We start from the raw sequence: 22,797 nt of genomic DNA, 5'->3' as shown, positions 1-22,797 counted from the left end.
GACCTGCCCCCCGTCGACCTGCCGCCCGTCGACCTGCCGCCCGTCGACCTGCCGCCCGGACCCCGGCTCGGCTGGCTGCAGGCGGCGCGCTATGTGGCGGCGCCGCATCCGATGCTGCGCGCCGCGGCGGCCCGGCATGGCGATGTCTTCACCATCCGCACCGCGCGGCGCTGCGTGATGACCGGCAAGCCCGCGCTGGTGCGGCAGATCTTCTCAGCCCCCGTCGACCAGTATGCGGTCAATGCCGAGGCCGGGCCGCGCCGGGTGCTGGGCGCCAATGGCATGGCGCAGCTGTCGGGGCGGGCGCTGCGCCGCGACCGCCGGCTGCTGCTGCCGAATTTCCAGGGGGCCGCCCTGACCAGCCTGGCCGGCATGATGCGCGACGCGGCGCTGGAGGTGGCCGAGAGCTGGACCCCCGGCCAGACCGTGCTGATGCGCGAGGCGGCGCTGGCCATCGCGCTGGACATCATCCTGCGCACCGTCTTCGGCGCCGACACCCCGGACCAGCGCGCCACGTTCCGCGCGGCGCTGCGCGACTTCGACCATGCCTTCACCCGCCCGGGCTTTCTTCTGTTGTCGGCGCTGCATGTCGAGCAGGAATGGCTGCCGCCGTTCCGCCGCTTCGCGACGGCGCGGGGCCGGCTGGAGGCGCTGCTGCGCCAGGCCATCGCCCGCGCCCGGCTCGACGGGCCCGCGCGCGGCGACGTGCTGGGCCGGCTGGTCGCCGCCCGCCACGAGGATGGCAGCGCCATGAGCGACGCCGCGCTGGTCGACAACCTGATCACCACGGCGATCGCCGGGCACGAGACCTCGGTGGTCTCGCTCTGCTGGGCGCTGCACTGGCTGCACGACACGCCCGACTGCCTGGCGCGGCTGCTCGACGAGCTGGCGCCGCTCGGCCCCGACCCCGACCCGCTGGCGGTCACGTCCCTGCCCTATCTGGACGCCGTGGTGCGCGAGGTGCTGCGGCTGTGGCCCGCGGTCACCGACGTCAACCGGGTGCTGGCGAAGCCGATGCAGCTGGGCGGCTTCGAGATCCCGGCCGGCATGACGGTGGCCGCCGCCGCCGCCATCCTGCATCACGATCCCGAGCTCTATCCCGAGCCCGACCGCTTCCGCCCCGAGCGGTTCCTCAAGAACCGCTTCGCCCCCTGGGAATACATCCCCTTCGGCGGCGGCGAGCGGATGTGCCCGGGCGCGCAATTCTCGATCTTCGAGCTGAAGCTGCTGCTGGGCGTGCTGCTGGCGCGCTGCCGCTTCACCGCGCTGGCCCCGGGCGACCCGCGGCCGAAGCGGGTGGGCTTCCTGATCTCGCCGCGGGCCGGCGTGCCGCTGCGCTACGAGGGCCGGCGCTGACGGCCGGCTTCACCGAACCGTAAGCCTTTTCGGCCACCCTGGCCGGATGGCGATTCCCCAGGACCGGGCGCCGCCGCCATCGCGCCGGGGAAGCCGCCATGAACCGATTGCTGGATTGGCTGGTCGATCCCGAAGGCCTGACGCCGCATGGCTTCTGCCTGCTGTGGCAGCCCGGGCTGGTCTGGACCCATATCATCGGCGACAGCCTGGTCGGGCTGTCCTACTTCGCCATCCCGCTGGTGCTGCTGCAGGTGGTGCGGCGGCGGCCGGACCTGGTCTATGCCCCGGTCCTCTGGATGTTCGCCGCCTTCATCCTGCTTTGCGGCGCCGGGCACTGGATCGAGCTCGCCACCCTCTGGCTGCCGGCCTATGGGCTGCAGGCGGTGGTCAAGGCGGCGACGGCGGCGGTCTCGGTCGCCACCACCATCGCGCTGTGGCGGCTGCTGCCGCGCATCCTGACCCTGCCCTCGCCGCGGCAGATGCGGCTGGCCAATGCCGGGCTGCAGGCCAGCGAGCGCCGCCACCGCGCCGTGGTCGAGGCCGCCGGCAGCGCCATCTGGCGCACCGACGCCGCGGGCCTGGTGCTGGAGGGGCATGGCTGGGCCGGCTCGCCCCCTGCAAAACCCCTGGCCGGGCAGCCCTGGATCGCGGCGCTGGCCCCGGCCGACCCGGCGGCGCTGCAGGCCGCCTGGGACGCCGCCCGCCACGCCGTGGCGCCGCTCGACGCCGAGGCCTGGCTGGACGGGCGCGACGGCGCCGAGGGCCGCTGGCTGCGCATCCGGCTGGTGCCGCTGCGCGACGCCGGTGGCGCGCTGCAGGAATGGGTCGGCACGCTGGAGGATATCACCGCCGGGCGGGAGGCCGCGGCCCTGCTGCGGCTGTGCCTGGAGGCGGCCGAGATCGGCCATTTCCGCCATGACTTCGCCAGCGGCCTGGTGCAGGCCGGCGAGGCGGCGCGGCGGCTGCAGGGCCTGCCCGCCGGCCTCGCCGCGGTGCCGGCCGAGACCTGGCTCGACGCCCTGCTGCCGGAGGACCGCCTCGCCTGGCAGGCGCGGCTGGCCGAGGCGCTGGCCGCCGGCGCCGCCGGCGCGGGCGCCGCCTGGCGGGTGCGTGGCGAGGATGGCGGGCTGCGCCATGTAGAGGCCCGCGCCCGGCTGGAATACCACCGCGACGGCCGGCCGCGGCATTGCCTGGGCGTGCTGATCGACGTCACCGCCCGGCACGAGGCGGCGGCGCGCATCGCCCATATCGCCCAGCACGACGCGCTGACCGGCCTGCCCAACCGGCTGCTGTTCCGCGACCGGCTGGAGCAGGCCATGGCGCATGCCCGGCGCGGCCAGGGCTTCGCCGTGCTCTGCCTCGACCTCGACCGCTTCAAGGAGGTCAACGACACGCTGGGCCATCCGATCGGCGACGCGCTGCTCTGCGCCGCCGCCGCCCGGCTGCGCGAGGAGCTGCGCGAGACCGACACGCTGGCGCGGCTGGGCGGCGACGAATTCGCCGTCATCCAGGGCAGCATCGAGCAGCCGCAGGATGCCATCACCCTGGCCAGCCGGCTGGTCGAGGCCATCTGCCGCCCCTTCGAGCTGCAGGGCCACCAGGTGGTGGTCGGCACCAGCATCGGCGTCGCCATGGCGCCGCAGGACGGGATGGAGCCCGACATGCTGCTGAAGGCCGCCGACATGGCGCTGTACCGCGCAAAGTCCGACGGGCGCGGCCGCTGGCGCTTCTTCGAGCCGGCGATGGACGCCGCCATGCAGCAGCGCCGGGCGCTGGAGATCGAGCTGCGCCGCGCCCTGCTGCTGGGCGAGTTCGAGCTGTTCTACCAGCCGATCGTCGATGTCGCCTCGCGCCAGGTCACCGGGCTGGAGGCGCTGCTGCGCTGGCGCCACCCGGAGCGCGGGCTGGTGCCGCCCGACGCCTTCATCCCGCTGGCCGAGGAGATCGGGCTGATCGTGCCGATCGGCGAATGGGTGCTGGCCCGCGCCTGCGCCGAAGCCGCCGGCTGGCCGGGCTCGCCGCGGGTGGCGGTGAACCTGTCGCCGGCGCAATTCGCCAGCCGCGGCCTGGTCGAGGCGGTGGAAGCGGCGCTGCGCCAGTCCGGCCTGGCGCCGGCACGGCTGGAGCTCGAGATCACCGAGACGGTGATGCTGCAGGACAGCCAGCAGACGCTGGAGACGCTGCACCGGCTGAAGGCGCTGGGGCTGCGCATCGCCATGGACGATTTCGGCACCGGCTATTCCTCGCTGAGCTACCTGCAGCGCTTCCCCTTCGACAAGGTGAAGATCGACCGCTCCTTCACCTGCGAGCTCGGCCAGTCGCGGCAGAGCGACGCCATCGTCCAGGCGGTGACCGACCTCTGCGCCGGGCTCGACATGGTCACCACCGCCGAAGGGGTGGAGACCGAGAACCAGCTGCTGACCTTGTTCCAGCAGGGCTGCCACGAGGCGCAGGGCTTCCTGTTCAGCCGGCCGCAGCCCGCCGCCTCGGTGCCGGAGATGCTGCGGCTCCTGGCCGCGCCGGCGGCCGAGGATGCCAGCCCCGCCCTGGACGCGGCGCCATGACGGGCGGGCCGCCAGGCGCTATGCCAGGGCGATGGACATCCCCCTCTCCCCCCTGGTCGCGCGCATCGACAGCCGGCTGGACCGGCTCGACCTGACCGCGGAGGAAGCCTTCCGCCACGCCGGGCTGGCGCCGGACCTGCTGGAGAAGATGCGGGCGGGCAAGGCGCCGATGCCGCGCGGGCCGAAGCTGGCGCGGCTGGCCGAGGCGCTCGGCACCTCGGTCGCCTACCTGGTCGGGCTGGACCCGGATGCCGAGCCGCCGGCCGAGCTGCTGCAGGACGACCAGGCGACTCTCGGCCTGCTGGCCGGCGACGAGGAAGCGCTGCTGCGCGCCTATCGCCGCCTCGACCCCGCGGCCAAGGCGGCGCTGCAGCTCGTCGTGCAGAAGATGGCGGGGCCGGGCTAGGGTGAGCCGGTTTCGGAAGAACGACGCCACCTCACCCGAGCTCTTCGTTTGATCGCGTGATTCAGGCTTTTCGGTGATTCCACCTCAGGCCATCACGCTTTAGGCGCTGGCCTCGGCGACCGCCGGGCCGAGCGCCAGCGCATCGCCCTCGCGCAGCTGCCCCGGCACCAGCACCTCGCAATAGATGCCGAAGTTGCGGCCGAAATCCTGCACCAGGTGCTGCAGCACGCGCGGATCCATCGGCAGGCCGGGCTGCTCCATGCTGGTGAAGCCGCAGCGGACGCAGGGAATGGTGGCGCGCAGCACCGCCTCGCCCAGGCGGATCTCGCGGCCGAGCCATTCATCCTGCGGCATGGCGGCCGAGACGTCGTCGAGCATGACCATCAGGTTCGGGCGGAAGCGGCGCAGGTCGAGCACGGCATCCGGCAGCAGCGCCCGCAGCCGCGCCATGTCGGCATTGGTCAGCAGGTGGATCGGCGCCCGGCGATAGCGCGGCTGTGGCCCGGCGGCGGCATATTCCCGGATGGCGGGCGGGAAGCCGAGCATGTCTTCCAGGGCCCTCGACTGTGTCTCCGGCGGGCCGAAGGTGACGCCATCGGCGGAAACCTCGAGCCCGGCCGTCTCGGACCAGCGCGAGGCCGCCATCGGCACCGTCCGCCAGCGGCGGCCCTTGCTGGGATAGGAGATCTCGTCGCTGCGCGCGTCGAACAGCCCGTGGCTGCGGTCATGCGCCAGGCCGCCTTCCAGCAGCGCCGCCTGCGCCAGCCGCTCGCCGCCCAGCGAGCTCACCGGATAACGCCAGATTTCTGTCAACCGCCCGATCATGCCGCCGCCCCCATCGAGGGCGCGACCAGCGCAAGATCGTCGCGCAGGCAGGCCTTGAAATGGCCCGGCGCCATCTCGCGCAGTTCGGGGCGGGTCACGGCGCAGGCCGGCTGGGCATAGCCGCAGCGGCTGCGGAAGGCGCAGCCCGAGGGCGGGTCGAGCGGGCTGGGCATGTCGCCCGCCAGCGTGATGCGGCGGCGCGGCGCGTCGGGGTCGGGCACCGGCATGGCCGAGAGCAGCGCCTCGGTATAGGGGTGGCGCGGCGACGTGAAGAGGGCGCGGGTCGGCGCCAGCTCGACCAGCCGGCCGAGATACATCACCGCCACCCGGTCCGACAGATAGCCCACCACCGCCAGGTCGTGGCTGATGAACAGGATGGTCAGGCCGAGTTGGCGGCGGAGCGCCAGCATCAGGGTGACCACCTGCGCCTGCACCGAGACGTCCAGCGCCGAGACCGGCTCGTCCGCCACCACCAGCTCCGGATGGGTGATCAGCGCGCGGGCGATGCCCAGGCGCTGCCGCTGGCCGCCGCTGAACTGGTGCGGATAGCGCTCGGCATGGCTGGGCAGCAGCCCGACCAGGCCCAGGATTTCTTCCACCTTTTGGCGACGAGCGTCGCGCGACAAGGACGGCTCGTGGATTTCCAGCGGCGCGCCGACGATGTCCTCGACCCGCATCTTCGGGTTCAGCGAGGAATAGGGGTCCTGGAAGACCAGCTGCATGCGGCGGCGGAAGGGGCGCAACCCGCGATCGTCGAGCCCCGCCAGCTCCTGCCCGTCGAAGCGGATGCTGCCGCCGGTGGGCTTGTCGAGCCGCAACACGGTGCGGCCGACGGTGCTCTTGCCGGAGCCGCTTTCGCCGACCAGGCTCAGCACCTCGCCGCGGGCCAGGTCGAAGGAGACGCCGTCCACCGCCTTCAGCGTGGCGTGCTTGCCGAAGATCCCCTGCCGGGGGCCCGGGAAGTATTTCTTCAGGTCACGAACCGAGAGCAGAAAATCGGACATCAGGCGGCTCCCGCGACATCGGCCCAGCGGGCGCAGCGGACCAGGTGGTCGGGCTCGGCGACGGACAGCGGCGGCGAGACGCTGTCGCAGAGCCCCGGGGCGAAATGCCCGCATCTCGGAGAAAAACTGCAGCCGGGGGGCGGCGCCAGCGGGTCGGGCACGCTGCCGGGGATGGCCTCCAGCGGCGGCTGCTCGGCGCCGGAGAAATCCGGGCGGGGGACGGAGCGCAGCAGGCCGCGGGTGTAGGGCATCAGCGGCGCGTGGAACAGGCGGCGGACCGGCGCCTGCTCGACGACGCGGCCAGCATACATGACCATCACCCGGTCGGCGATCTCGGCGACGACGCCGAGATTGTGGGTGATGAACAGCACGCCCATCTTCGTCCGCTGCTGCAACCGCTGCAGCAGCTCCAGGATCTGCGCCTGGATGGTGACGTCGAGCGCCGTGGTCGGCTCGTCGGCGATCAGCAGCACCGGCTCGCAGGCAAGGGCCAGCGCGATCATCACCCGCTGCCGCATGCCGCCCGAGAGCTCATGCGGGAAGGCGCCGAGGCGCCGCCGGGCGTCCGGGATGCCGACCAGGTCGAGCAGCTCCGCCGCCTGGGCCAGCGCCGCGCGTTTCGACAGGCCCTGGTGGAAGCGCAGCGCCTCGCCGACCTGGGCGCCGACCGGATGCACCGGGTTCAGCGAGGTCATCGGCTCCTGGAAGATCATCGCAGCCTCGCGGCCGCGAAGCCCGCGCATCGCGTCGGCCGAGGCCGTCACCAGATCGACCACATCGCCCTTCCGGGTGCGCAGCAGCGCCTGGCCCTCGATGCGGCAGAAGGGGGCGGGCGGCGTCAGCTTCAGGATGCCGAGGCTGGTGACGCTCTTGCCGGAGCCGCTCTCGCCGACCAGGGCCAGGGTCTCGCCCGGCTTCAGGCTGAAGGAGACGTCGCGCACGGCGGGAAGAATCCCGAAACTGACAGAAAAATTGCGCACCTCGAGGACGGTGTCGGCCTCCATCACCGCGCCTCCTGCCGCGGGTCCAGCGCGTCGCGCAGCCCGTCGCCGATGAAGTTGAAGCCGGTGACCGCGAGGGTGATGGCCGCGCCCGGGATGATCGCCAGCCAGGGCGCGCTGGTCAGGTAGCTCTGCGCATTCTCCAGCATGTTGCCCCAGCTCGGCGTCGGCGGCTGGATGCCATAGCCCAGGAAGCTGATGTAGCTTTCCGCCAGGATGGCATGCGCCACGTTCAGCGTGGCGGCGACGACGATCGGCGCCACGGCATTGGGCAGCAGCTCGCGGAACATCACCCTTCGGTCGCTGGCGCCGATGGCCCGCGCGGCGACGGCGAAGTCGCGGGCGCGCAGCGCGCGGATCTGCGCCTCGACCAGGCGGGCCACCTCCATCCAGGAGGTCGCGGCGATCAGCATGATGATCGACCCGACCGAGGGCTGCAGGAAGGCCGAGATGGCCAGCAGCAGGAAGATCGAGGGGAAGCAGAGCATGGCGTCGACGAAGCGCATCAGGATGGCGCCGATCCGCCCGCCATAGAAGCCGGCATAGAGGCCGACGGCGATGCCGATCACCATGCTGATGGCCATGGCGGAAAAGCCGACCGAGAGAGAGATGCGGCCGGCCATCAGCAGCCGCGCCAGGGTGTCGCGGCCGAGCGGATCGGTGCCCAGCAGATGCGGCCCGGTGAAGGGGCTGGCGAAGCGCTGCATGATGTCGATCTCGGTGTCCGAGAAGGGCAGCAGCGGGGGGACGATGATGCAGGCCAGCGTCAGCGACAGGATCAGCACCAGGCTGAGGGCGGCCAGACGGTGGCGGCTGAAGCGGCGGAAGGCGCCCGGGCCGCGCGGCCGGATCACCTGGGCGGCGGCCCCGGCAGGCGGGGTGGAGGCGGTGGTGCTCATCAGCCCGGCGCCCCCATGCGCGGATCGGCGATACTGTAGAGGAGATCGGCGATCAGGCTGCCGGCCAGCACCATCACCGAGGTGAAGACCAGGATGCCCATCACCACCGGATAGTCGCGGTAGCTGATGCTGTCGAGGAACAGGCGGCCCATGCCCGGCCAGGTGAAGACCGTCTCGGTGACCAGCGCGCCCGACAGCAGCGCCGGCAGGTGCAGGCCGGTGATGGTGATCATCGGCAGCAGCGCGTTGCGCACCGCGTGGTTCAGCAGGATGCGCCGCTCCGGCAGGCCTTTGGAGCGCGCGGTTCGGATATAGTCCTGGTTGATGACGTCGAGCATGGAGGAGCGCATGTAGCGGCTCCAGACCGCGGTGCTGACGAGCGCCAGCACCATGCAGGGGCCGATCAGGTGGTGCAGCCGGTCGAGCAGCGATTCATCGCCGATGGTGTAGCGGTTGCCCGCCGGCAGCCATTCCAGCCCGACCGAGAAGACATAGATGACCACCAGGCCGAACCAGAAGGTCGGGATCGACAGCGCCACCATGGCGCCGATCGTCGCCAGGGAATCGAAGATCGAGTAGCGGCGGATGGCGCCCAGGATGCCGACCCAGGCGCCGATCATCATGGCGACCAGGGTGGAGGTCAGCATCAGCTCCAGCGTCGCGCCGATATGCGAGCCGATGATATGCAGCACCGGCTGCTGGTCGCGATAGGAGCGGCCCCAGTCGCCCTGCAGCATGCGCCACAGCCATTCGACATATTGCAGCGGCAGCGGCCGGTCGAGGCCGAGCTGCACGGCGATGCGGTCCAGGTCTTCCTGGGTCATGTCGCCGCCGGCGGCGAATTGCGACAGCGGGCCGCCCGGCGCCAGGTGCAGGATGGCGAAGCCGATCATCGAGACCATCAGCAGCAGCACCAGGGATTGCCCCAGGCGCCGCACCACGTAGCCGCTCATGCGCCCGCCCCCTTCCGGAGGCGGGCAACGGACAGAAGGGTCACGCCCAGTACCACTCGCGCATGTTCCAGGTGTTCTGCCGGGCGTTGATGTTGGGGGCGTAGCCCATCAGGTTGGACTTGGTGCCCTCGGCGGTGACGTATTGATAGACCGGCAGGATCGGCAGCTCCTCGCGCACGATCTCCTGCAGGCGCAGATACAGCGCCTTGCGCCGCGCGGTGTCGAAGGTCGCCTGGGCCTCGACCATGATGCGGTCGGCCTCGGCATTCTCCCACTGCATGTAGTTGCCGCCCGAGCCGCCCTTCACCGGGATGGCGTTGCTGGCGAAGCGGTTCGAGGGATCGGGGTCGATGCCGCTGCGGAAGCCGGTGCCGACCAGCAGGGTCTGGAACTTGGAGCGGACATAGAACTCGCCCCAGATCACCGCCGCCGGCATGTTGTTGACCTTGGCGGCGACGCCCATCTTCGACCAGTCCTGCAGCAGCAGCTGCTGGCTCTGCTCGCGCAGCGCGTTGCCGGTGGTGGTCGAGATGTCGAAGGCCAGCGGCACGCCGTCCTTGGCCCGCATCCCGTTCGCCCCGCGCGCCCAGCCGGCCTTGTCGAGGATGGCGTTGGCGGCGGCCAGGTCGAAGCGATGCGCCGGCAGGTCGGCGTTGTAGACCCAGCTCTCCTGCGGCGCGAAGCTCTCGGTCGGCTTGTGCAGCCCGTAGAAGATGACGTCGATGATGCCCTTCTTGTTGATGCCGGCATAGAGCGCCTGGCGCACCGCCTTGTCGGCCAGGGCCGGCTGGCCGAGATTGGGCATCAGCACCTCGAGCGAGCCGCTGGAGGTGCGGGTGATGCGCCGGCCCGGCAGCTTCTCCGCCTCGGGCACGAAATTGGCCGGGATGCCGGTGCCGATGATGGCGTCGACCTGGCCGGTGCGGAACTGCGCGTAGAGCGCGGTCATGTCGGGCACGTATTTCAGGATGGCGCGCTCGAGGAACGGGCCCTTGCCGAAATACTTCTCGTTGGCGGCGAGCTGGATATGGTCGCCGGGCACGCGGCGGTCCCAGCGGAACGGGCCGGTGCCGACGGGGGCGCCGTTGAAGGGCGCGGTGTTGGGGTCGGCGGCCGCGGCCAGAAGGTGCTTCGGCACGACATAGGTGTTGGACAGGAAGGCCATGTAGGGCGCGAAGGCGCTCTCCATGCGCCAGGCGATCTCATGCGGCCCGACCACCTCGATGTCGCGCACCAGCGCATGGCCGAGGCGCGTGCGCGACTTGAAGCCCGGCGCCACGATCAGCTCGAGGGTGTATTTGACGTCCTCGGCGGTGAAGGCGGTGCCGTCATGCCAGGTGACGCCCTCCCGCAGCTTCACCCGCCAGCGCAGCCCGTCGGCCGAGATGCCGCCATTGGTGGTGCTGGGCACCTCGGTGGCCAGGCTCGGCACCAGGCTGCCATCCGGCATCGGGTACCACAGCGTGTCGAAGACGTTCATCCAGATCGTCTCGTCGACCTCGATGCCCGGCATCAGGGGATTGAAGACCGTGGGCTCCTGGCTGAGGCCGACGACCACCTGACCCTTGCGCGTGCCCTGCGCCGGCGGCGCGGCCTGCTGGGCGCGGGCGGGCGCGGCGGCCAGCCCCGCCCCGGCGCCGAGCGCCAGCAGCGCGCGGCGGCGCAGCGCCGGCGCGGCCAATAGCCTGTCCTTGGAATGGTCGCTCATGCTCGGGTCCCCCTTGCGCTCAAGCCAGCTGCGCTCAAGCCGATCTGGCGCCGTGGCCAGGTCTGGCCACAGCGCTCCGCAACCGAGGCGGCTGGCAATGCACTCCCTGATCGACGGGTTGTCCCCGTTCCCGATCATCTTGCGGGCAGTATGGACTGGCGCGGCTGCCGATCCAGCGCCAAGGCCGGGCAGATTCTGCTGATTTGGGCGGCCGGCGTGGCAGGGCCTGCTGCGGCCCCGCCGGCTACCCGTCGCGGCCGGCGGCGCGCCAGGCCAAAGCCAGCGCCTCCTTGCGGGCGGCCTCGGCCGAGGTGGCCTCGCCGCGCAGCACCTGCAGGGTGCGCGCCGTGGCCACGTCATAGATGCGCGCCTGGGCGAACCACAGCCCGGGGGCCAGCGACTGCGCCTGGGAGACCCAGACCTCCCGCGTCGCGCCCCCGGCCGTGCCTAGCTCGAATTTCGCCACCCTCGCCCCTTGTCACGGCCCGCAAGCCCACGGCCGAGGCGCCATCCTAGGCCCGCGGCGCACCGGCACGGGACAACATAGGTTACCCCCGGCGACCGCGCCGGGCCGGGATCAGAGCGTGGGCAGCAGCGCCAGCAGCCGTTGCATCGGCGCATCCAGGCGGCGGCGCGGCAGGGCCAGCGCCATGCTCATCCGCGGCAGGCCGGCGCCATCGGCGATGCGGGCCAGCCGCACCCCCGGGCAGCGCTGCTGCGCCGCCGTGGCCGGCAGCAGCGCGGCGCCCTGCCCCGCCGCCACCAGCGCCAGCACGGCCGAAGCGCGCTTGGCCTCGCGCGGCGGCGGCAGCGCGACCCCCGCGGCGGCGAAGGCCTGCAGGATGCGGGCATGCAGCATCGGCGCCTGGGTCGGCGGGAACAGCACCAGCCCCTGCCGCGCCAGCCCGGCCAGGGTCACGGGGCCCGGTTCGGCGGCCGGCAGGGCGGCCAGCAGCGGCTCGGCCGGCAGCGGCAGCAGGCGCAGCGCCGGGCTGGCGCAGGCCGGCTGCGGCACCACGCCGAGGTCGAGGCGGCCCTGCTCCAGCGCCTCCAGCGTCTCCGCCGGGGTCAGCTCCACCAGGCGCGGCCGCAGCCCGGGCTCGACCTGGCGCAGCCGGCGCAGCAGGCAGGGCAGGTGGCGGTGCAGGCCGAGCGGGGTATAGCCGATGCGCAGCGGCGCGCGCTGCGCCACGACGGCGCCGCCGGCCAGATGCGGCGCGGCCAGCGCCGGCCCGGACGGGACCGGCCCGGACAAGACCGGCTCAGACGAGACCGGTTCAGACGAGACCGGCTCGGGCAAGACCGGCTTGGGCAGGGCCGGCAGGCGGGGCAAGGACGTCGGCAGCATCGCCGCAGCCTAGCAGATCGGGCGCCGCGCGGCCCACTCGGAAAAGCTAGCGCGGGGTGCGCAGCCCCGCGGTCTCGCCGCCATCCACCGTGATCACCGCGCCATTGACGTAGCGCGAGGCATCGGACAGCAGCCAGCAGATCAGCTCGGCGACATCGCCGGCCTCGCCCAGCCGCGCCGCCGGGATGCGGGATTCCAGCGCCGCGCGGCGGGCCGGGTCGGCCAGCACGCGGCCCATCATCTGCGTCGCGATCTGGCCCGGGCAGACGGCGTTGAAGCGGACATCGGCGCCATGCTCCAGCGCCAGCGCCTGGGTCAGGCCGAGCAGCGCCGCCTTGGAGGCGCAATAGACCGCCAGCCCTTCTTCGCCCTGCCGCCCGGCGACCGAGGAGACGGTGACGACCGAACCCTTCCCCACGATCAGCCCCGGCAGCGCCAGGCGGATGAACAGGAAGACGCTGCGGGCGTTGATCGCCATGACCTGGTCCCAGTCGGCCAGGCTGGCGTCCAGGAAATTCTGCCGGCGGCCCATGCCGGCATTGTTGACCAGCCCGGTCAGGCGGCCCTCGCCCGCCTCCATCGCCGCGGCGACGACGCGCTCGATATCGGCCGGATCGCCGACATCGCCGGCGACGAAGCGCACGCCGGGCAGCCGCGCCAGCTCGGCGCCGGCGGCGGTGTCGCGGCCCGTGGCCAGCACCTGGCGGCCGGCGGCGGAAAGCTGCTCGACGCAGGCGCGGCCGATGCCCTGGGTCGCCCCGGTGACGATGATCATGCGGCCTCTCCTGGCTCAGGCGGCTGCATGATATTTGTTATAACGCTGACGGCAATGCGATTCCCGGGGCGCTTGCGGCGCGGCCGCGGCCCTGGCAGCACTCCAGGCCGAAGCAGCCGGGGAATGACGCCATGACCGACCACCGCAGCCAGAAGGAAAAGATGCTGGCGGGCGAGCTCTATATCGCCGAAGGGGCGGAGATCGCGGCCGACAATGCCCGCGCCTCGGCCTGGATGGAGCGCTACAACGCCGCCCGCTGCGCCAGCGCCGATGACCGCCTGGCGCTGCTGCGCGAGATCATGGGCGCGGTGGGCGAGGGCGTGAACATCCGCCCGCCCTTCTTCGTCGACTATGGCTACAACATCCGCCTCGGCGCCGGCGTCTTCCTGAACTTCAACTGCGTCATCCTCGACGTGGTGCAGGTCAGCATCGGCGATGGCACGCAGATCGGCGCGGGGGTGCAGATCCTGACCGCCGACCATCCGCGCGACCCGAAGCTGCGGGCGCAGATGCTGGAGCTCGGCCGCCCTGTCAGCATCGGCCGCAATGTCTGGATCGGCAGCGGCGCGCTGATCCTGCCGGGGGTGACGATCGGCGACGACGCGCTGATCGGCGCCGGCGCCGTGGTCACCCGCGACGTGCCGGCCGGCGCCACCGCCGTGGGCAACCCCGCCCGGCTGCGCTGAGCCGGCTCAGCCCTCCAGGATCGCCTGGCGGTCGGCCGGCGTCGCGGCCAGCTCGGCCCAGTCCAGCTCCTGCTCCAGCGCGTGGAAGACATCGTCGCTGATGGCGCCCGAGCGGCGCAGCCCGGCCAGGGCGTCGCGCTTGGCGGCGATGCCGGCGCGCTTCAGCGCATCGACGTCGCGCACCGCCCGCGGGTTCCGGCCCGAGGCCGCCACCGCCCGCGCCGCGCGGTATTCGGCGCGCAGGCTGTCGGCCGCCTCGCCCTCGGCCGGCAGGGCGCGCAGCGCGGCGTCGAGCAGCGCGGTGCGCGCCAGGGCCAGCTCGGCTGCCACCCCGTCATCGCCGTCGAAGCCCAGCGCCCGCACCAGCGGCACCAGGGTCAGCCCCTGCAGCACCAGCGTGCCCAGCACCACGGCCAGGGCGCTGATGACGATCGGGTCGCGGCCGGGGAAATCGGCGGGCAGCGCCAGCGCCGCGGCCAGCGTCACCAGCCCGCGCATGCCGCACCAGCCGGCGACCAGCGACTGCCGCCAGCCCGGCGCCTCGGCCAGCCAGCCGCGCGCCGCCAGCCACCGCGCCAGCACGCCGTACGCCAGCACCCAGGCCAGCCGCACCAGGATGACCACCAGCAGCACCAGGCCGGCCAGCACCAGCGCCTCGCGCAGCGGCGCCGGGTCCAGCCGCTGCAGGATGTCGCGCGCCTGCAGCCCCAGCAGGAAGAAGGCCAGCACGTTCAGCAGGAAGACCGCCGATTCCCAGACCGAATAGGCATGCACCCGCTCGCGCGCGCCGGTGCGGTAGGGGGCGGTATGGGCGATGGTCATGCCATAGGCCACCACCGCCAGGATGGCCGACAGATGCAGCCGCTCGGCGATGATCCAGGTGCCGAAGGTGCCGACGAACTGGAACAATATGCCGCCCAGCGTGCCCTTCAGCCGGTGCGCCAGCAGCAGGTAGAGCCGCGCCGCGCCCCAGCCGAAGACCAGCCCGCCCGGCACCGCCGGCGCCAGGTGCAGCAGCAGCGTGGCCGTCCCCTCCCCCGGCACCGCCGCCAGCTCCAGGGCCGCTGCCAGCAGCAGCAGGGCGGCGGCGTCGTTGAACAGGCTCTCGCCCTTCAGCACGGTGACCGTGCTGCGGGGCAGCGCCAGCCGGCCCAGCATGGCGCTGGCGGCGGCCGCATCCGGCGGCGCGACCACGGCGCCCAGCGCCAGGGCGGCCACCGCCGGCAGCCCGCCCCAGGCCATGCCCAGCCAGGCGACCGCGCCGGCGCTGAGCAGCACCGCCGCCACCGCCAGCGCCAGCAGCGGCGCCCAGTGCCGGCGCAGCTCGCGCGGCGGCAGGTCATAGGCGGAATCGAGCAGCGCCGGGGCGATGAACAGCGCCAGCGCCAGCGCCGGGTCGATCGCCACCAGCGGCACCGAGGGGAGTGCCGCGACAGCCACGCCCGCCGCCGCCAGCACCGCCGGATAGGGGATGGCCAGGCCGCGGGAGAATTGCAGCGCCAGGATCGCCACCAGCATCAGCAGCAGGATGTTCTCGAAGAGGGCCATGCGACGCCGCTTGCCTTTTGCTCAGCACAGGCCAGGGTAACGCGGCAGGCGCCGGATCGGCCCGCGCTTTCGGCCGAGGAAGCCCGCATGTGGATTGCCCAGATCTCCGACCCGCATCTCCGCCCCGAAGGCGTCTTCTACAAGGGCGTGCTGGACCCTGCGGCGGCGCTGAACATGGCGGTGGAGCAGATCAACCGGCTGCGGCCCCGGCCTGACCTGGTGCTGCTGACCGGCGATGTGGCCGAGACCGGCAGCGACGCGGAATATGCCCTGGCGCGCCGGCTGCTGGGCCGGCTGGCGATGCCCTGCCGGGCGATCCCCGGCAACCACGACCTGCGCGAGCCGTTCCGGCAGGCCTTCGCCGGGATGCCGGCCGAGGGCCCGCTGCATTATGTCGCCGGGCAGCATGGCGCGGTGCGGGTGATCGCGCTCGACGTCACCGTGCCCGACAAGCACCATGGCGAGGTCGATGCCGCGTCCCTCGCCTGGCTGCGCGCGACCCTGGCGGCGGAGCCCGGCCGGCCGACGGTCGTCATGCTGCACCAGCCGCCGATCGACACCGGGATCCCTTACCTCGACGCCTACAACTGCCGCGACGCCGATGCCTTGGCCGCGGTGATCCAGGACTTCCCGGCCGTCGAAAGAATCCTGTGCGGCCATGTCCACCGCACCATCCTGCAGCGCTTCGCCGGCACCCTGCTCTGCACCGCGCCGAGCCTGGCCACCACCATCGCGCTGCGCCCCTATCCGGAGGCCGAGGCCGCCTCCTTCCTGGAGCCGCCCGGCTTCCTGCTGCACCATTGGGACGGCGCGACGATGCTGACCCACCACGTGCCGCTGGGCGTCTTCCCCGGCCCCTACGGCTTCGCGTGACCTACCACATGCTGGTGCGCGCCCGCTCCGGCCATTCGCGGTCATAGCTGTCGCCGCCGACCCGGCCCTCGCTCATCCGCGCCAGGATCTGGCCCGGCGTGGGCAGGGTCTTCGGGTCGACCTGGCTCTCGGCCTGCCACAGCCCGGCGCGGATGATGGCGCGGGCGCATTGGAAGTAGATCTCTTCCACATGAACCACCATGACGCAGCGGGGCTGCTTGCCTTCCATGGCGAAGCGCGCCAACAGCGCCGGGTCAGCATCCAGATGCGCCCGGCCATTGACCCGCATGGCGTTGCCGCTGCCCGGCACCAGGAACATCAGCGCCACCCGCGGGTCGCGCACCACGTTGCGCAGGCTGTCGATGCGGTTGTTGCCGCGGCGGTCGGGCAGCATCAGCGTCTTCGGATCAACGACCCAGACGGCCTGGCCGCGATCGCCGCGCGGCGAGCAGTCCATCCCCTCCGGCCCCACCGTCGCCAGCGCCAGGAAGGGCGCGGCCTCGAGGAAGCGGCGGTATTCCGGCGTCACATGGTCGGCCACCTTGGCGGTCGAGGCCTCGCCGATCTTGTCCAACGACCCATAGATCGCCTCCAACCCGGCGATGTCGCGAATGATCATCTTCCTGTTTCCCTGACCCTGGCGCGGCCTCTCTAGACCGGGGCGGCGGCCTCGCCTAATGACTTCGGCGCCTCGCTTCGTCAGGAAAACTCACGGATGCCGCGCCGCCTGCCCCCGCTCAGCGCGCTGCGCGCCTTCGAGGCCGCCGCCCGGCTGCAATCGGTCACCCGCGCCGCCGCCGAGCTCGGCCGCACCCATGGCGCCGTCAGCCGCCAGCTGCGCCTGCTGCAGGAGGAGGCCGGCGTCGCCCTCTTCGACAAGGCCGGCACCGGCCTGCGCCTCAACCCGCGCGGCGAGGCGCTGCGCCGCCAGGTGGCCGCCGGGCTCGACACGCTGGAGCAGGGCTGGCAGCAGCTGCTGGACGAGGCCCGCGGCCCCGCGATCCATGTCGCCTGCAGCGCCACCTTCGCCATGCGCTGGCTGGTGCCCCACCTGCCCGGCTTCTACCGCGCCCATCCCGGGCTGCGGCTGCGCCTGTCGATGACCTCGGCGCGCGAGCTGCGCCACGAAGGCGCCGACCTGGTGATCGCCTGGGACCGCAGCTCCTACCCGCCAGCCGACCAGGCGCGCGCCATCCCGCTGGGACCTGCCGCCTTCGGCCCGGTCTGCCTGCCGGGCCACGCCGTGGATCCCGGCCCGCCCTTGCGGGTGGCGACGCGCATCGCCCATGAATTCACCAGCCGCGCCTGGGACGCCTGGCAGGAAGCCAGCGGCATCGCCGTGGAGGCCGGCCAGGAGCTGCGCTTCCCGCACAGCCACCTGTGCCTGGAAGCGGCGCTGGCCGGGCTGGGCGTGGCGCTGATGGAGCAACGCCTGGTGTCGGAGGAGATCGCCCAAGGCCGGCTGATCGCGCCCTGTGGATTTGCGGCGTTTCCGGACGGGCTGGCAGCGGTTCCGCTGTCGGATCGCGCGGAGTCAGCGGCGGGCCTGGCGTTCCTGGCGTGGATTACAGAAGAATTGGGAAGAAAAGCATCGAGAAGGCTGGGGGAATGAATTCCCCCAGACCCCCATCTTTTTTCTGATCACCGGCCGTTCGAGGACCTACGCCTCACCTGCACCGCCACCCGGGCATGACGGCGGGACGCCATGATATGAAAACAGCGCGACTTCAAAGGTCGCGCTGCCAACTGGCCGTTTCACGTACCGTCTCCACGTGGAGACGGCAGTCCGAAAGAAAAAAGAAGGGGTCCAGGGGAATTCATTCCCCTGGCCTTTCCTCTGTCTTCTCCCTCAGATGAACGTCAGCAACCGGCGCGGAGTGCCCACCATGATCGCCTCGATCTCCGCCTCGGTGTAGCCGCGGCGGCGCATCAGGGGGATGACCTTCTTGTAGATATGGGCATAGCCGTGTCCGCCCCACTCGCTCATCTGCACCACGTGGCAGATGTCGTGGCTGATCACCACCTGGTCGCCATGGCCGCGGTCGATCACCTTGCGGATGTCGCGCAGGCGGCCGCCGTCATTGGGCATGTCGATGTCGATGTTGGGCGCGTAGTAGCAGCTCTCCTGGCCGAACAGGTCCCATTCCAGGATGACGCCGGCATCCGCCAGGCGGAACAGCCGATCATCGTCGAAGATGGTGCGGTCGATGTGGTCGATGATGGTGCGCGACAGGTCCGCGCCATGCTCGCGCAGGAACTCCACCAGCATCCAGGGGTGGTCCTCGTGCCGGGCGGGGTGGATGGTCAGCGCCGCGCCGGTCTCCTGCTGCGCCAGGCAGGCGGCGTGCAGCATCTTCTTCTCGAGGTCGGTCCAGGGCCATTGGCAGCCGATCTCGCCGAGCAGGCCTGCGCGCACATCGGTGCCCCAGGCGCCGAGCTGCACCTGGTCCACCATTTCCTGCGCCAGCACCTCGACGCTGCGATGCTCGTTGGCGGGGTCCTGGTAGTCGTGCACGTAGTGGCCGCAGCCCATGACGATCTGGGCGCCGCTGTCGCGGGACGCCTTCGCCAGGCCCGCGGGGTCGGGCATCAGCCCGCCGATGGTCAGCTCGACGATGGTGCGGCCGCCATGCTGCACCACCTCCGCCGCGGCGCGGGTGGCGACGCCGACATCGAGCTGCGTGGTGTTGCGGAACTCCTTCAGCGTCGAGGTCTGCAGGTCCCACCAGCGGTACAGGTCCAGGTCCTCGGTCGGCGGCGGGTCGCTGCGCAGGCTGGGGGGCGTGATGTTCCAGATCAGATGCTCGTGCATCAGGGTCGAGCCCAGCTCGGCGGGCTCGATCAGGCCCAGCACGGTCTGCGCCTTGCCGCGCATCTGGTCGCGGGACAGTCTCGGCATCGTGGTGTTTGCTCCGGTTGTCGGGCGCGTCAGCCGCGCCGCACGTTCCAGGGATACGGCGCCGATCCTTGCAGGAAGCCGCTGAGATCGGTGCGATAGGCGGTGCGCATGAAGAACTGGCCCATCGGGATGACGGGGGCCTGCTCGAAGGATTCGCGCTGGATGGCTTCGGCGATGCTGGCGCGGCCGGCCTCGTCGGGGGCGGCGAGCCAGTCCTCGGCCAGGGCCTCGACACGGTCGTTGCGGTACCAGCCGAACCAGCCCTTGTCGCCCAGGCCGCGGAGCGTCGGGTTGATCGCCGGGGTATAGACCGAGAGCGAGGGCCACCAGGTGTGGAAGACGCTCCAGCCGCCCTGGGCGACCGTGGCGCGGCTGGCGCGGCGCTGCACGACGGAGCCCCAGTCGGTCTCCACCAGCTCGACATTCATCCCCAACCGGGTGAAGAGATCGGCGGTCACCGGGCCCCAGGGCGCCATGCTGGGCAGGTCGGTGGGGCTGAGGATCACCACCTTCTCGCCATTGTAGCCACCGTCCGCCAGCAGCTTCTTCGTGCGGGCCAGGTCGCGCGGGGCCTTCAGCGCTTCCGCCCCGGCCTCGGTGCCATAGGGGGTGCCGCAGGGGAACATCGAGTTGCAGTTGCGGAACAGCTTGGGGTCGTTGCCGGTGACGGCGCGCATCCAGTCTTCCTGGCTGGCGGCCGAGAGGATGGCGCGGCGCACCGCCGGCTTGTCGAAGGGCGCGTGCAGGCAGTTGAAGCGCAGCGTGCCGATATAGCCGGCGGGGTCGTTGACCTCGACCTTGACGTCGCGGTTGCGGGCCAGCAGCGGCACCAGGTCGGGATGCACCTGGTCCCACCAGTCGGCCTCGCCGGTCTGCAGCGCGCTGGCGGCGGTCGCGGCATCGGGGATGATGTGCCATTCGACGCGCTGGAAGTGGGCCACCTTGCCGCCGGCGGTGCGCTGCGCCGGTTCCTGGCGCGGGACATAGCCGTCGAACTTCTGGTAGGCGACGCGGCTGCCGGAGACGTATTCATTGGCCAGGAAGCGGTAGGGGCCGCTGCCGACCATTTCCGTCACCTGGCGGAAGGCGTCGGTCTTGGCCAGCCGCTCGGGCATCATGAAGGGCGGGATGGCCGAGGACTTGCCCAGCGCCTCCAGCATCAGCGGGAAGGGCTTGCTGAGCTTGATGCGGATGGTGCGGTCGTCGGCGGTGCCCCATTCGACGACGATGCGGGCGAGGGACTGGCCGAAGGTGTCGCGCTTCGACCAGCGGTCGAGGCTGGCGGCGCAGTCGCGGGCCAGGACCGGCTCGCCGTCGTGCCAGCGCAGGCCGTCGCGCAGGCGGATCTGCCAGGTCAGCCCGTCATCGGAGACGGTGTGGCCTTCGGCCATCTGCGGGCGGACCTGCAGCGCGTCGTCCTGGCCGTAGAGGGTGTCGAAGATATAGTAGGCGTGGTTCAGGGTGACCGCGGCGGTGGTCCAGATCGGGTCCAGCGAGGTCAGGTTGGCCTGGGGGATGAAGCGCAGCAGGCGGGGGTCGCCGCTGCGGGCGAAGGAAGGCCGTGCCAGGCTGGCGGCGGCGATGCCGGTGAGCAAGGTGCGTCGAAGCATCAGCAGTCTCCAGGAAGAGAAGCCGTGTGCGCAGAAATAGAGGGGGGATTCGGGGGGATACTTCCCCCCGTCTTTCTTATTATTTTTGCTGAAGCAGCTCGCGCCGCGCCTCGACGAACTCGCCGACTGCGGCGACGAAGCGATCAAAGTCGCTGTCCGCGACCGGCAGGCTGAGGGCGACCATGCCGCGGCGGGCGAGGTAGATGCCGCCGGCCATCATGTCGAGGAAGAACAGTTCTCTCAGTGCCTCTTCCTCGCCAGAGGCGGCGTAGGGCGCCTCGGGCAGAGGGTCGCGGAAATGGACCGTCATCATCGAGCCCATGCCGGTGAAGCCGAAGGGCAGGCCTTCGCCCAGCGCGTTCAGCCGGGCGCGCAGGCTTTCGCCGCGGTCGAACAGCTTCTCGGCGGCCTCGGGCGTGAAGATCTCGCCCATGGCGACCTTGCCGGCGGCCATCGACAGGACATTGTTGTTGAAGGTGCCGGCATGCGGCAGCTTGGCGTCGAACAGCGCCATGACGTCGTCGCGGCCGCCGAAGGCGCCGAAGCTCATGCCGCCGGCGATGTATTTTCCCAATGCGGTCAGGTCGGGCGTGATGCCCAGGCGCTGCTGCACGCCGCCGCCGGACATGCGCGAGGTCATGACCTCGTCGAAGACCAGCAGGGCGCCGGTCTCGTCCGCCAGGTCGCGCAGCGTCTGCAGGAAGTCGGGCCGCGCCGGGATGCAGCCGCCGCCGCCCAGCATCGGCTCGATGATGATGGCGGCGAGGTCGGCAGCGTTGTCGCGGGCGACCTTGGTGGCGTCCGCGGCATCGTTGTAATTCGCCATGACGAAGGGCAGCGGCAGGGTGGCGGCGCTCGGCCCCGAAAGCGGGAAGGTCAGCACGCCGCCATGGTAGCCGCCGCGGAAGACCATGCAGGTGCGGCGGTTGGTGAAGGCGCGGGCAGCGGTCTGGGCCATCAGATTGGCCTCGGTGCCGCTGTTGGTGAAGCGCACCTTCTGCAGCGAGGGGAAGCGGCCGCAAAGCAGCTGCGCCAGCTTGACCTCCCCCTCGCCCACCGCGGCCAGGTTGGTGCCGCGCTTCAGCACCGCATGCAGCGCGTCATGGATGCGCGGCTCGGAATGGCCGAAGAGGCCGGCGGTGTATTCGCCGCAGAGGTCGAGGTATTCGCGCCCGTCGAGATCCCAGAGGCGGCAATCCTCGCCGCGGGTCATCGCCGTCGGGAACGGCCCATAGGCCAGGACCGAGCGGGTGTTGCCGCCGGGCATGACGGCCAGCGCCTGCTGGTGCAGGTTGGCGCTGTTCGGGCGGGCGGCGACGTAGAGGCCGCGGGCCTCCTCGACGGCGCTGGCCAGGTCGCTGTTGCGACGAAGCACGGCGCTCATGCGCGGCCTCCGCAACCGGGGGTGGAGAGGCGGGAGACGGATTTGTCTGTCATCGGCGCGCGCTCGGGTCCAGGATCGTGAAGGGGCGAAGGGCGGCAGCGATCGTTCTGCCATCTTGAATTGGACGGTATCGTGATCACAAAATGACGGCAATGCTTATCTCATCGATTCCCGACACCCCCGACACCGCCAGCCTGCCGCTGGATGAGCAAACCTATCGCCGGCTGCGCCAGGCCCTGGTGGAGGGCGTTTTCGCCCCCGGCGACAAGCTGTCGATCCGCCGCATCGCCGAGGCGCTGGGCACCAGCCCGATGCCGGCGCGCACCGCGCTGCGGCGGCTGGCCGCCGAGCAGGCGGTGGACGTCATGCCGTCGGGCACCGCCATCGTGCCGCGGCTGACGCGCGAGGCTTTTCGGGAAATGGCGGCGATCCGCGCCGCGCTGGAGCCGCTGGCGATCCGGCTGGCGGCGCCCCGCCTGCGTGAAGCGGAGCTCGACCGGCTGCAGGGGCTGCTGGACGAGCATGCGGCGGCGCGCGCCAGCGGCCAGCCGGAATTCTTCCTGCGCGTCGACCGCGACTTCCTTTTCGCGCTGTACCGGGCTGCCGAGGCGCCGACGCTGCTGAGCATGATCGAGGCGCTGTGGCTGCGGCGCGGCCCGCTGTTCTGGGAGGCGCGCTGGGTGCTGATGGGCCGCCCGGCCGAGGCCGCGCATCGGCACGGCCCGATCCTGGCGGCGCTGCGGCGCGGCGATGGCGAGGCGGCGGCGCGGGAGCTGGAAGGCGAGATCAACGCCGCGACCGGATTCCTGCTGGCCGAGATGCGCTTCGAGGGCGATGCGGCGCCGGCCGGGCTGACCGCGCTGGCCGGCCGCCGCCGCGCCGCGCGCTAAGTCACCGCGCCACGCCATACCATGCCAGGATGCATTGACGGCCCTTGATCCTTCTGCTGACATTTCAG

General features: G+C 71.7%; 21 protein-coding genes. 7 read left to right on the top strand and 14 right to left on the bottom strand.

Annotation, left to right across the window (positions count from 1 at the left end):
- From GVN67_RS06265 to GVN67_RS06255, 3 genes are all read left to right on the top strand, one after another.
- Positions 1-1,356 (top strand): cytochrome P450 (locus tag GVN67_RS06265; protein WP_159993897.1); only part of this gene is annotated, 1,356 nt, incomplete at its 5' end.
- Between the two features lie 98 nt (positions 1,357-1,454).
- Complete coding sequence (locus tag GVN67_RS06260) at positions 1,455-3,920, top strand: bifunctional diguanylate cyclase/phosphodiesterase (protein WP_200845144.1); 2,466 nt, start codon at positions 1,455-1,457, stop codon at positions 3,918-3,920.
- Between the two features lie 31 nt (positions 3,921-3,951).
- The gene (locus GVN67_RS06255) at positions 3,952-4,326 is read left to right on the top strand and encodes a helix-turn-helix transcriptional regulator (RefSeq protein WP_159993895.1); all 375 of its coding nucleotides are present in this window, start codon (positions 3,952-3,954) and stop codon (positions 4,324-4,326) included.
- A gap of 99 nt (positions 4,327-4,425) precedes the next feature.
- On the opposite strand, the gene GVN67_RS06250 is transcribed toward GVN67_RS06255, so the two are convergent.
- From GVN67_RS06250 to GVN67_RS06210, 9 genes are all read right to left on the bottom strand, one after another.
- Complete coding sequence (locus GVN67_RS06250; RefSeq protein WP_159993893.1) at positions 4,426-5,115, bottom strand: MOSC domain-containing protein; 690 nt, start codon at positions 5,113-5,115, stop codon at positions 4,426-4,428.
- Positions 5,116-5,147: 32 nt separating this feature from the next.
- A complete protein-coding gene (locus tag GVN67_RS06245) occupies positions 5,148-6,155 on the bottom strand; it encodes an ABC transporter ATP-binding protein (RefSeq protein ID WP_159993891.1) in 1,008 nt (335 codons plus the stop codon).
- Complete coding sequence (locus tag GVN67_RS06240) at positions 6,155-7,159, bottom strand: ABC transporter ATP-binding protein (RefSeq protein ID WP_159993888.1); 1,005 nt, start codon at positions 7,157-7,159, stop codon at positions 6,155-6,157. The genes GVN67_RS06245 and GVN67_RS06240 overlap by 1 nt, the downstream gene beginning before the upstream one ends.
- Positions 7,159-8,055 (bottom strand): ABC transporter permease, encoded by an 897-nt coding sequence (locus GVN67_RS06235; RefSeq protein ID WP_159993886.1) that lies wholly within the window; start codon positions 8,053-8,055, stop codon positions 7,159-7,161. The genes GVN67_RS06240 and GVN67_RS06235 overlap by 1 nt, the downstream gene beginning before the upstream one ends.
- Positions 8,055-9,008 carry an ABC transporter permease gene (locus GVN67_RS06230; protein WP_159993884.1) on the bottom strand — a complete coding sequence of 318 codons (954 nt, stop codon included), beginning with the start codon at positions 9,006-9,008 and terminating at the stop codon, positions 8,055-8,057. The genes GVN67_RS06235 and GVN67_RS06230 overlap by 1 nt, the downstream gene beginning before the upstream one ends.
- Before the next feature lie 40 nt (positions 9,009-9,048).
- Complete coding sequence (locus GVN67_RS06225; protein WP_159993882.1) at positions 9,049-10,716, bottom strand: peptide ABC transporter substrate-binding protein; 1,668 nt, start codon at positions 10,714-10,716, stop codon at positions 9,049-9,051.
- A 244-nt stretch (positions 10,717-10,960) separates the two neighbouring features.
- On the bottom strand, positions 10,961-11,182 hold the full coding sequence (locus tag GVN67_RS06220; RefSeq protein ID WP_159993880.1) for a hypothetical protein: 222 nt from the start codon (positions 11,180-11,182) through the stop codon (positions 10,961-10,963).
- Positions 11,183-11,293: 111 nt separating this feature from the next.
- The gene (locus GVN67_RS06215) at positions 11,294-11,971 is read right to left on the bottom strand and encodes a LysR family substrate-binding domain-containing protein (RefSeq protein WP_159993878.1); all 678 of its coding nucleotides are present in this window, start codon (positions 11,969-11,971) and stop codon (positions 11,294-11,296) included.
- Positions 11,972-12,110: 139 nt separating this feature from the next.
- Entirely contained in the window at positions 12,111-12,839 is a 729-nt protein-coding gene (locus tag GVN67_RS06210) for an SDR family NAD(P)-dependent oxidoreductase (RefSeq protein WP_159993876.1), read from the bottom strand.
- Between the two features lie 131 nt (positions 12,840-12,970).
- On the opposite strand from GVN67_RS06210, the gene GVN67_RS06205 reads away from it, so the two are divergent.
- The gene (locus GVN67_RS06205) at positions 12,971-13,525 is read left to right on the top strand and encodes a sugar O-acetyltransferase (RefSeq protein WP_159993874.1); all 555 of its coding nucleotides are present in this window, start codon (positions 12,971-12,973) and stop codon (positions 13,523-13,525) included.
- A 6-nt stretch (positions 13,526-13,531) separates the two neighbouring features.
- Here the strand turns inward: GVN67_RS06205 and GVN67_RS06200 are convergent, their stop codons facing one another.
- Positions 13,532-15,073 (bottom strand): cation:proton antiporter, encoded by a 1,542-nt coding sequence (locus GVN67_RS06200; protein WP_159993872.1) that lies wholly within the window; start codon positions 15,071-15,073, stop codon positions 13,532-13,534.
- Between the two features lie 87 nt (positions 15,074-15,160).
- On the opposite strand from GVN67_RS06200, the gene GVN67_RS06195 reads away from it, so the two are divergent.
- Positions 15,161-15,946 (top strand): phosphodiesterase, encoded by a 786-nt coding sequence (locus GVN67_RS06195; protein ID WP_159993870.1) that lies wholly within the window; start codon positions 15,161-15,163, stop codon positions 15,944-15,946.
- Between the two features lies 1 nt (position 15,947).
- On the opposite strand, the gene GVN67_RS06190 is transcribed toward GVN67_RS06195, so the two are convergent.
- Positions 15,948-16,565 carry a pyridoxamine 5'-phosphate oxidase family protein gene (locus tag GVN67_RS06190; protein WP_159993868.1) on the bottom strand — a complete coding sequence of 206 codons (618 nt, stop codon included), beginning with the start codon at positions 16,563-16,565 and terminating at the stop codon, positions 15,948-15,950.
- A 96-nt stretch (positions 16,566-16,661) separates the two neighbouring features.
- On the opposite strand from GVN67_RS06190, the gene GVN67_RS06185 reads away from it, so the two are divergent.
- Positions 16,662-17,558, top strand: a complete 897-nt coding sequence (locus tag GVN67_RS06185; RefSeq protein ID WP_159993866.1) for a LysR substrate-binding domain-containing protein — start codon at positions 16,662-16,664, stop codon at positions 17,556-17,558.
- A gap of 237 nt (positions 17,559-17,795) precedes the next feature.
- Here the strand turns inward: GVN67_RS06185 and GVN67_RS06180 are convergent, their stop codons facing one another.
- From GVN67_RS06180 to GVN67_RS06170, 3 genes are all read right to left on the bottom strand, one after another.
- A complete protein-coding gene (locus GVN67_RS06180; RefSeq protein WP_159993864.1) occupies positions 17,796-18,845 on the bottom strand; it encodes a phosphotriesterase in 1,050 nt (349 codons plus the stop codon).
- A 29-nt stretch (positions 18,846-18,874) separates the two neighbouring features.
- Positions 18,875-20,455: an ABC transporter substrate-binding protein gene (locus tag GVN67_RS06175; protein WP_159993862.1), complete on the bottom strand. Its 1,581-nt coding sequence runs from the start codon at positions 20,453-20,455 to the stop codon at positions 18,875-18,877.
- 79 nt (positions 20,456-20,534) lie between these two features.
- Positions 20,535-21,839 (bottom strand): aspartate aminotransferase family protein, encoded by a 1,305-nt coding sequence (locus GVN67_RS06170; protein ID WP_159993860.1) that lies wholly within the window; start codon positions 21,837-21,839, stop codon positions 20,535-20,537.
- Between the two features lie 152 nt (positions 21,840-21,991).
- Here GVN67_RS06170 and GVN67_RS06165 point away from each other — a divergent pair, with 152 nt between their 5' ends.
- Positions 21,992-22,729 (top strand): GntR family transcriptional regulator, encoded by a 738-nt coding sequence (locus GVN67_RS06165; RefSeq protein WP_159993858.1) that lies wholly within the window; start codon positions 21,992-21,994, stop codon positions 22,727-22,729.
- Positions 22,730-22,797: the final 68 nt, after the last annotated feature.

The organism is Roseomonas sp. 18066 (genome assembly GCF_902706185.1).
In the GTDB taxonomy this organism is placed as follows: Bacteria; Pseudomonadota; Alphaproteobacteria; order Acetobacterales; family Acetobacteraceae; genus Pseudoroseomonas.
The sequence above is the reverse complement of the archived record's forward strand: the minus strand, read 5'-3'. Positions and strand labels throughout refer to the sequence as shown.